Origin of the sequence: Pseudomonas sp. Lb2C2, from assembly GCF_052112205.1 — a bacterium.
GTDB lineage: Bacteria > Pseudomonadota > Gammaproteobacteria > Pseudomonadales > Pseudomonadaceae > Aquipseudomonas > Aquipseudomonas kilonensis.
Genome location: NZ_JAUTYW010000038.1, coordinates 1 through 255 on the forward strand (window position 1 = coordinate 1; position 255 = coordinate 255).

At 51.4% G+C, this 255-nt stretch carries 1 rRNA gene; it reads left to right on the forward strand.

Going from position 1 to position 255, the window contains the following annotated elements:
- Nucleotides 1-255, forward strand: a 23S ribosomal RNA gene (locus Q7F16_RS30165); the annotation flags it as partial.

Below are 255 nucleotides of genomic sequence, written 5' to 3' on the forward strand. Positions count from 1 at the left end.
AGACAGCTAGGAGGTTGGCTTAGAAGCAGCCACCCTTTAAAGAAAGCGTAATAGCTCACTAGTCGAGTCGGCCTGCGCGGAAGATGTAACGGGGCTCAAACCATACACCGAAGCTACGGGTATCACGCAAGTGATGCGGTAGAGGAGCGTTCTGTAAGCCTGTGAAGGTGAGTTGAGAAGCTTGCTGGAGGTATCAGAAGTGCGAATGCTGACATGAGTAACGACAATGGGTGTGAAAAACACCCACGCCGAAAG